At 71.6% G+C, this 9003-nt stretch carries 7 protein-coding genes; 2 read left to right on the top strand and 5 right to left on the bottom strand.

What is annotated here, in order from left to right; genetic code table 11:
* Window positions 1-88: 88 nt before the first annotated feature.
* Together ACTHMS_RS16190 and ACTHMS_RS16185 are read right to left on the bottom strand one after the other, a co-directional pair.
* Complete coding sequence (locus ACTHMS_RS16190) at window positions 89-961, bottom strand: hypothetical protein (RefSeq protein ID WP_440307700.1); 873 nt, start codon at window positions 959-961, stop codon at window positions 89-91.
* 102 nt (window positions 962-1063) lie between these two features.
* Window positions 1064-2248 carry a restriction endonuclease gene (locus ACTHMS_RS16185; RefSeq protein WP_440307699.1) on the bottom strand — a complete coding sequence of 395 codons (1185 nt, stop codon included), beginning with the start codon at window positions 2246-2248 and terminating at the stop codon, window positions 1064-1066.
* 20 nt (window positions 2249-2268) lie between these two features.
* On the opposite strand from ACTHMS_RS16185, the gene ACTHMS_RS16180 reads away from it, so the two are divergent.
* The gene (locus tag ACTHMS_RS16180) at window positions 2269-2628 is read left to right on the top strand and encodes a hypothetical protein (protein WP_440307698.1); all 360 of its coding nucleotides are present in this window, start codon (window positions 2269-2271) and stop codon (window positions 2626-2628) included.
* A gap of 70 nt (window positions 2629-2698) precedes the next feature.
* Entirely contained in the window at window positions 2699-3520 is an 822-nt protein-coding gene (locus ACTHMS_RS16175) for a hypothetical protein (RefSeq protein WP_440307697.1), read from the top strand.
* A gap of 1173 nt (window positions 3521-4693) precedes the next feature.
* On the opposite strand, the gene ACTHMS_RS16170 is transcribed toward ACTHMS_RS16175, so the two are convergent.
* The 3 genes from ACTHMS_RS16170 to ACTHMS_RS16160 all read right to left on the bottom strand — a co-directional run.
* Window positions 4694-8182, bottom strand: a complete 3489-nt coding sequence (locus ACTHMS_RS16170) for a LysM peptidoglycan-binding domain-containing protein (RefSeq protein ID WP_440307696.1) — start codon at window positions 8180-8182, stop codon at window positions 4694-4696.
* A complete protein-coding gene (locus tag ACTHMS_RS16165) occupies window positions 8179-8574 on the bottom strand; it encodes a hypothetical protein (RefSeq protein WP_440307695.1) in 396 nt (131 codons plus the stop codon). Before ACTHMS_RS16165 ends, ACTHMS_RS16170 begins: the two co-directional genes overlap by 4 nt.
* A gap of 47 nt (window positions 8575-8621) precedes the next feature.
* Window positions 8622-9003: TadE/TadG family type IV pilus assembly protein (locus ACTHMS_RS16160; RefSeq protein ID WP_440307694.1), on the bottom strand; the 382-nt coding region annotated here is incomplete at its 5' end.

Below are 9003 nucleotides of genomic sequence, written 5' to 3'. Positions count from 1 at the left end.
GGATGGCCGCCCCGGTCTACCTGCCTGGTATGAGCCGGCGCCGCCAGCTTGCAGGCATCCCGTTAGGGCGGCGCCGTCACCACGTGACCTACTGGGCCGATCCGACGACCGGCCGGAAATCCTCGCGCCTCAGCCCGAGCGCCGCGTACCGGCCCCACCCGCCCGACTCCGGGATGGCGTTGCGGTACCCGGCTGCCGTGAGCTGCCGGTCTTCATCCTGTGTCAGTACGACGTGATCCCCGTTGGTTCGGAGGCGCTCTCCGAGCGCGGCCTCGTCGGCGGGCAGGTCGGCCAGCAGCGAACGGATCAGCAGGCTGATCGGGTGGACGTGCTCGAAGACGAGTCCGCTGGGCCGCCGGGCGGCCTGGTCGGTCACCACGGCGCGGGCCTGCGGCGAGTGCGGGAGCAGCGGCGAGTACCGGCCCCCGGCGGGCAGGCGCGGCGCTTCCCAGTGCAGGAAGATGGCCTCGCGCAGCACCTTGACGCTGCTTGGCGCGCCAGTGTCGCGCTCGTGCCGGGCGAAGGCGCGAAGCAGCCCGAGCAGCAGCGTCAACGCAGGGTCCGGCGCTGCGTCCAATGCCGCAGCCCTGCTCCCTCCCGGCGCGCCGTCAGTGTCGGGCTGGCGGTGCAGCGCGGTCTCGACGAGGGCCTCGACCGTCGCCCGGTCCACCGTCCCCGGCTCGTATGTCAGCCACGCGCCGGACCTCCGCTGGCTCAGCGCGACTTGCAGCGCGCCCAGCTCCGACGGGTCCCACAGCGGCGAGCTGAGCATCAGGCGCGAGGTCTTCGGGTGGGCGGTGAGCACCACCCGGCCGTCGAGGCGGTAGGACCGGCCTGGCCCGGAGATGTCTTGCCCATCAGCGCCGACACCGGCCATCAAGTCGTCGACGTAGCCGAACTCGCCCCGCACCCAGCCATTGACCGACTCCAGCTTCGCGTCCAGCTCCGCTCGTTGCGTCACGCCGCCAGGATCGCACCCGTACAAGACCCATGCCGGGGGCGACAGCAGGCAGCAGCCGGTGGCCGATCCCACGCATGACTTGCAACCCGCGTTGGACGTCGGCTACTCCAACCGCACCCCATCCTGGGTGCCATTCGCGGCCTGACGGCCTCGGACGGCGGCCGCCTTCACGGCGTTCTCTGCCCGCCGCAGCGCGTCCCGCAGTTCGGTCTCGTCAGCGGCGGCGCGAGGCGCATCGAAAGGGCGCCCTTGCCGTTGCGCCTCGGCGACCTGCGCTCGGTGCTCGTCGAGCCGGGACTGGCACTGCGTAAGCCGGACCCGTGCCTCGGCGAGCGTTTGCCGTGGGATCGCGGATCTAGTGGGGCGTGTCGGCGCATCCTTTACCGAGCGCGCGGAGCCGGTGGGCTGGGCCTCCACAGCGCGAGACGCCCGCAGCGGCACTTCGCCGTACTCGCGGGGGCGCCGCCACCACCAGCGCCCGATCAAACCGATGCCGAGAAGGAGGCAGACGCCGGCTTCCACGGCGTAGGCGATTCTGGAGTGGCCTCCCGTAGGCCGTACGACGTTGGCGACACTGGCGGCCGCGAGCAGGAGCAGGAAGATCCCGACTCCGAGCGGCCCGAACAGCGCCCGCGCGATCGCCCACCTGGTCCGCCGCCGGTCCTCGCGCTGCTGGCGGCGCGCCGCCATGGCTGTCTGCTCGTCCCGGAGTCCCTGTGCCGCTGCTTCCTTAGCTACCCGGAATTGCTCTTCCCGCTGGCGGCGGAGCGCGGCCTCGGCGATCTCCTCCTCGCGCCTTCTCGGTTCCTGCTCTTCGCGCGCCTGGCGCTCCCTTGCTGCCTGTTCCTCTCGAGCGGCCTCGGCGCGACGCTGTGCCTCCGCTGCACGCCGGTGCTGGACTGCCTCGGAGCGGTCGAGCACGCTGTCGGCGGCCCGGCTGAGCGTCGTCAGGGTGTCCGTGGCGTCGACATCGAACAGGGCGACGTCGCGCTCGTTGGCGTACTCGATCGCCCCCTTCGAGTAGCCACTCCACGAGAAGAACAAGACGGCGCGGGTCCCGACCGGTGCGGCGCCGACAAGCCGCTGCACGGCCGGGCGTCCGACCGCAGCGCCCTGCCATTTCACTTGGGCCACGGCGCCGGTCGCCACCACGTCCAGGCCGCCGTCGGCCGCCCCACCAGTGATCGCCGCGTCGTCGTAACCCAGATAGCGCATCCACTCGGCCGCCAGGTCCTCGGCCTCCCGCCACGTCCGCACCGGTCGGGCGCGAGGTGGCGTGGCGGTCACGGCGACATGATCGCATCGCCGTGAAGTGCCGCAACCGCAAGCACTTCACGGGCAGCACGGTCTGTCGCCGCTGGCGCTGGCTGCCAGGGCCCCGATCTTCTACGGTGCCGATCATGGGCTTCCTCTCGCGCATGCTGGTGCCACGATCGGTGCGCCGTGCCGTGCACCCGGTCCGTACCGCCAAGAGCGCCGTCACGCCGAAGTCGGTCAAGCAGGTTCGGCGCGCGCTGCACCCGGTCGACAACGCCGTCTACAGCATGCAGCGCTCGCTAAACACGAAGCCGCGCAAGCGCTCGACCGCCCCGGCGTACACCCACGGCAGCTGCTCGGTGCGGCACCGCACGCCGGAAGCTGCCGCGAAGTGCCGACGCACCTACTGAGCGCGGCGTGAGTCAACGACCCCAACTGTGGCGCAGCCGCGCCCGGACCCGACTCCGCGCGGCCGCCGCAGTGGGCGCGGCCGCCGCCCTCACCATCGGCGTTACCGCCTGCGGAGCCAGCAGCTCCTCCCCGGCCACGCCCGCGCCCGCGCGGACTGAGAAGCCGCTCGACCGCCACAGAGCCTGCATCGCCGAGGCGATTGCGTTCGTGCACGCCTACGAGGCGCTGAGTCCCGTCGGGCAGCAGGCGCCGAGCGATCAGGTGATCGCCAACTTCTTCGGATCACTCGGCGTCACAAGTAGCGACCCTATGAGCACGGTCTCGCTCAACACGGCGTACATCTATCGGCAGGCCCTCGGCTCCTACAAGCCGCCCGCACAGGCCGAAGCCGAGGCCCGAACCCAGGCCGCCGATTCTTGCGCTAAGGATGGCGACCCGGGACTGACGGCCGTCGCGCGCGACTACCTGGCGGCCGTCCCGGGCCTGACCGTCGCGGATGTCTACGCTCTGAATCGCATCCACGGTGGCGGCGCCTCGTCGCCGGGAAGCGCTGCCGCCCCCCGCGCGACCGCGACCGCTGTCCCGCCCGGACCATCACCTGTCCCCACGACCCCCGACACCTCCGCCGGACCGGGAGGCGACTACGCCCCGATCGGCCAGCAGGCGGTCTACCGCGACGGATACGCCTACGGCCAACAGCACTGGGCCAACCTGATGCCCGCCGACACCGGACCCGGCACTCCCGGGGGCAGAAAGGTCGTCCACGCCCTGTGCGACCAGGCATACGCGCGGCTGGACTCCCAGCAGCCGATGACCAACGACCGCACCGACTGGGTGCACGGCTGCGCCGACGGCGCCACCGCCGGGTTCTACGGCGGCCCCAGCCACTGATCCGAGAGGGGTCTCCCCAGTTTTGCCCAGGTCGTCTTACTGCGCACGGTGCTTGACCTTCGTGCGAAGCAGGCAGGCCCAGTTGCGTGCTTGTGGAGAGGACGCATTGAGCATCATCCCTCGCAGCCGGCGAGCAACTTCGCGCCCGTGATCAACCAAGCCGGTGGTGGACGACGTCGGCTCGCTGACGTCCCTCGGCAGAGGCTCCGGCGACGAGTCCTGCCGGCTGGCGTGCCAAGCAAGGCGGAGAAAGCCGAACAACTCCAAAGGCGGCCAGGCCGCCGCGAGGCCCCACCATCGCGTTGGGGGCCAACCTGGTCTCTAACCAGTGGCTCAACCGCCCAGCCTTTTAGGTGTACGTGGCCGAGCGAGTGAAGCGCGGGGCCTTCTGCGTCGCCGCCGGGGAGTGTAGCGAGGCGTCGGGCTCCATCCAGAGTCTCTCCAGTGTGCTGAGCAGGCTCCACAAACCGGACATCACGCCGCTTGATCTCAGCAGCAACCCCGATATTTGCTGGGCTTCCGTTCTGACAGAGACTCAAGTGACTGAAATTGTCAGTAAGTCGTGCACTTGGAGAGGAGTGATGTCGGAAGGGTGTTAATCGACAGGACAGACCTCCGGCTGACTTCCTGGTCTCTACGGCCACTAGGGCCTCTTGAAGCGGGCCTGCTGTTCGCTGCGGGCCCTAGCAGGATCCGACGTCCCGCGCGATCAAGACGTTGCGCGCGACTTGCGATCGTGTTGCGGCCGCCCCGGTCGGGCTCTGTCCTCGACCGGGGCTCCGGGACGACGTCCGACGAACCGCGGTCACTGATGTGGTGCGGTCGCGGCGAGCGTGTTCGCCGTAATCGTCGCGGAGGATCAGGCCGCTTCGCGTAGCTTTCCGTGGCATCTTGTCTCCGGTCGACGGCCCACTGCGTCACTGTGCGGGGACGCTGGTCCATCCGCGGCGCTCCGTGGCGGGACGAATTGCCGGTAGCTGGGGGGCTCGGAGCGCTGCGGCAAACTCGGGTTGGCACATGAGCTGAAGCGTCTCCGAGCTTGCAGCATCAACCCCGGGTTGTCTGCTGGAGATGACCTGCTTGTTCGCGGCGTCCGTCGGGGGACGCGAGCCGACGCCAGACCACGAGCGGGAGGCTGCATTGAAGCGGGGCGTTGCATCTGCTTCAGGAGGGTCAGGAGGCTTGGGCGCGGCGGCCCATGATGTCGGCGGTGCGGGGAGTCGGGTCGTCTGGGCCGTCGCCGTTGTCGTCGCGGTTGAGGATGTCGTCGCGCAGGAGCCGTTCAGCGGCGGTGGTGAGGCCGCGAGCGTCGAGGACGGCGGCGAGGTCGTGGCGGGGGGTGTCGGCGTAGGGCAAGGCGTTGATGGCGATGGTGGCGGCGTATTCGGCTCGATCGAGCTGGCCTTGTTCGAGGGCCCAGGTCGCGACGGTGTGGGCGATCTTCTCGATCCCGGCGGCGAGGTATTCGTCGTGGCGGTCATCGAGGAGCCATTCGTAGCCGCCGGGCCGGGCTTGGTCGAACGGCGGCGCGGTGACCAGGCGCAGCGCCGCTTCGTAGTCAGCGATGCCGGCGTGGCCGCCGCGGGCCTGCCCGCGGGCGTGGAGCCGACAGAACAGATCGGCGTCGACGAGCAGGTCCTCGAGCTCGTAGGTGTTGATGCCGCGCTGGCGGCCGGCTGCCGATCGGCGCGCGTCAGGGAGGTGCATCCGACCGGTGCGCGGGTTGGGGCCGAGCCAGGCGCGGACTTCCCGGATGCGGGCCTGCGTCGTGGGGATGGACAGGTTGAACGCGGCGGCGAGTTGCTCGGCGGTGGCGCCGTGGGGGCGCGTGGCGAGGAAGGCGACGATCTCGGTGAGGTAGGAGCGGCGGTTCTTGGGCTGCTCGCCGTGCGCGCGGAGCTCGATCGGGCCGAGCAGCGTGAGCCGCGGGAGGTCGCAGTCGGCGGCGTGCCAGCGCTCGAGGTCGGCGTCGAGGCCGTCGACGGCGTGCTCGACGGCGCTGGTGACGGCCGCCGGCACGCGGGGACTGATCGTCTCGAGGTCGACTCGGGTGGTGGCTGTCGTTTGGAGGTAGCGGGTGTCCGGCTCGGGCAGCAGCGTCGTGCCCTCCTCGTCGCCGCCGCCCAGCGTTTCGTCGCCGGAAGGCGTGGGTTTGGCGGCGGGGTCGGTGGTGCGTGGCAGCACGAGGTCGCGGCGCAGGGCGCCGCTGGCGTCGCTGCAGCGGTCGGCGGGCTGGTCGCCGGCCGCGTTTGGCACGGGTATCGCCGCATCATCGCTGGCTGCGGCGAGCATGGCGGCGATGCCGGCGGCCATGTCGGCCGGCATCTGCTGCGCCTGCAGCGGGACGGCGGCATCCGGCAGCAGCAACGTCGTGTCGGCGTCGACGACGAGATGCGTTCCGATGTCGAGGTCCGCGGCGGCGCCGCCGGTCAGCACGACGGCGACTCCGACGCGCCCGGCGCCTCCAGCGAGCGCGGTGGCGAGGTCGCGGACCGCGTGTACGTCGGTCATGTCGTCGGGGCCGCTGTTTGTAGCGACGTTGTCGAGGTCGGCGATGAGGACATGCGGCATGAAGGAGTCGGCGCCGACATGTGTGACCCGACTGGTGAGGGCGTCCATATCCTGCGCTGCCGCGGACGCGTGCGTGAGCGCGGCCTGGAGGAGGTCGACGGCGAATCGCAGGTCGGTCGAGTGGCGCAGGCGGTGCGGATTCAGTCCGACGAGATCGTCGCCGAAGCCGACGAGCGTAACGGTGACGGTGTCGGCGTTGTCGTTGACGGCCAGCGAGGTCGCGACGAAGCGCGCGAGGTCGCGGCAGCGGTCTGGGTCACCGGACATGATCGTCACGGCGGCGTGTTCGAGGTCGAGCAGCCACCGCTGCGGGTGCCTGCCGTCGGATTGATGCCCGTCGAGGTGATCGACGTCGCGTTCATCGACGTCATGACTCGACGCGGGCTGCGTCTCGTCGTCGCTGCTTGGTCGTGGGCTTTCCGCGATCGTGACGAGGGTCGGGTAGGGGTGCAGGTGGGCGGCCGCTTCGACGACCGGGACGGGCAGCGGGTCGCCGGCACGGACGGACCAGCACAGTCCCGACTCGTCGGCCTGCCATGGTGATGGTGGTGCGTGGGGATGCGGCTCGACGAGGGCGAGTTCGACGCGGTCGCCGATCAGTCGTGCGGTCGCGATATCCGGCAGGGTGCCGCCGTCGGCGGCCGCGGCGGCTGCAAGGCCGCGGAGGGTGAGGTCGACCAGGGCGCCGTCGCTGGTGGCGGCGTGGACGTGGGCGGCGTGCGCGACCGCGGCGAGTGGTGGCGGGAGCTGCGCGCGGACGTGGCCGATCGGGATTCGGCGGCGGGCCGCGCGACGACGTGCCAGGAGGGTGGTGAGGACGCCGGCGGCGACGATCCCGCCGCCGCCGCCGAACACCGTCGCCCACGGTGATGACCAGACGGTGTCGTCGCTAGCGGCCGTGCGGTCGCGTGCTGCCGTGCGTGTGCCCGAGTCGGTGGTTCCCGTGCTGGTGGCGCTCGATGTCGGAGCGCTTGCCGTTGGCGTGCTTGGTCGGCTGGCGGTGCCGGGGCGCGGCACGGCGGAGGTCGGATGGACCGGCGCGGACGCCTCGTGGTGGTCATGCGGTGCGCGGTGCGGTGTCTGCGGTGCGCGTGACCCTGCGGGCGGATTCGGTGTCGTCGCCGGCGTCGGGAGGACGAGGGTGTCGCCGGGTTTGATCAAGTCGGGGTCAGTGAATAGCCGCCCGTCGGACATGACGCGGCCTTCATTGGCGTCCCAGACCAGAGTCAAAGAGTCGTGGTGATTGTTGGCGATCCCGGTGAGTGTGTCCCCCGGTCGCACGGTCACGGTGTCGACCGCGGTGTCGTCGGGGGCCGGGATGAGGACGGTCCAGCCGGGTCGGAGCAGGCTGGCGTGCGACATGAAGGTGCCGTCAGGCTGGGTGCGGCCGCGGTTGAGGTCCCAGATCTCGTGCCAGCGTTCGCCGCTGCCGAGGGCTTGGTCGGCGATGTCCCACAGCGTGTCCGGGCCGTCCCCGTCGGCCGGGACGACGTAGACCTGTGTCGCGGCCCGCGCCCCCGATTGCACAGCGGTTCCCGCCGCGGTGGGCGCGTGTGGCGGCGTGCCGGCTTGGGTGATCGGGTGACCGGTGGCGCCGGTCGGCGGCGGGGTTCGGGTCGACTGGGGAATGAGTCGGGTTGGGGGCCGGTCGGTCAAGACCGCGGCCGTCACAGGCTGGTAGGGGTGGCCAGGCGGCGGGAGTGAGGCGGCGAGCGCGGGCCGGGGCAGGACGGCGGCGAGCGTGCCGGCGAACAGTGCGGTGGCGACCAGGGTGCGGGCGAGCGCGGGGAGGCCGGTGAATTGGCCCGGTACCCGCGGGTCGACTGGCGCCGGACCGGTGTCGCCGCGACGGCGGAGTTGACCGAGCGTCTCGGTGACGACGCAGAGAGCGAACTGCAGCCAGGCGAGCGCGACGACGGCGGCGAGGATTGCGATGACGGCCCGGTCGGTGGCTTGGCCGGCGGCCAGATCGCGGAGGGCCGGTCCGGAGTTGCCGACGAGAGCGGTGATCCCGATCGGCACGCCGACGAGCAGGGCGGCGAGGGCGACGAGGGCCGCGAGTTGCCGGGCCCGTTCGGCGAGGCGGGTCATGACTGGTCCCCGCTGGTCGTGCCGTGCAGGGCGGTCGCGGTGGCGGTCGCGGTGCTGGTGAGGTCGCCGATCCCGACCAGGGACAGAATCTGCGTGGCCTGGTGGACGGTGACGGTGACGGTGACGGTGTCGCCGGCGATGTCGACGGTGCCGGTCACGTCGGCGGTGTCGAGGATGCGGCGGGCGGCGAGGGTCGCGGCGCTCGCTTGTGGGGTGACGTCGCCCGGGAGGGCGCCGCGTAGTCCTGGTTGTGGGAGGGCGTCGGCGGCGGCGCGGGCGGCCTGCTGGGCCAGGTCGGTCGCGTGCTGGTGGGCGGCGAGCGCGTCGCCGCCGTCGAGGACGAGGCCGGCGAGTGCGATGAGGCCGGCCATGATCGGGATGACCCAAAACATGACGCTGCCCCGGTCCCGGGCGTCGGTGGCTGGATTGGTCGGGCCGGTCACGGGTGGGTTCCGGTGAGGGTGCGGTAGGCGTCGACGGGTGCGGTCGCCGAGCCGGTCAGGGTGGTGTGGCCGGGCAGGCCGGTGATGGCGAGGCCGGCGAGGGAGGCGGTGCAGGTGATGGTGACGGTGACCTGTCCGCCTGGGCGGAACGCGCTGACGTCAGCGTCGGTGACGAAGTGGGTGCAGCTGATGCCGACCTGGTCGAGGTCGGCGGCGGCTTCGCTGCGGGCGGCGTTCGCCGCGGCGCCGGGGTCGCTGGCCAGGGACGCGGCGCGAGCGGCGGCTGCGGCGGCCTGGTCGACCAGGGACCGGGCGTGGCTGACGCGGCCGAACCCGACCACGACCAGCAGCATGACGAGCACCACCGGCGTGAGGATG

The sequence above is a fragment of the Jatrophihabitans sp. genome (assembly GCF_051960575.1).
Classification (GTDB): domain Bacteria; phylum Actinomycetota; class Actinomycetes; order Mycobacteriales; family Jatrophihabitantaceae; genus JBQCEE01.
This window is presented reverse-complemented; position numbering and strand designations above follow the sequence as displayed.

What these genes read in the sequence shown, in the direction of transcription:
- ACTHMS_RS16170 (WP_440307696.1), bottom strand. Translation starts at nt 8,182, where the DNA reads ATGACCCGCCTCGCCGAACGGGCCCGGCAACTCGCGGCCCTCGTCGCC.
- ACTHMS_RS16165 (WP_440307695.1), bottom strand. Translation starts at nt 8,574, where the DNA reads ATGTTTTGGGTCATCCCGATCATGGCCGGCCTCATCGCACTCGCCGGC.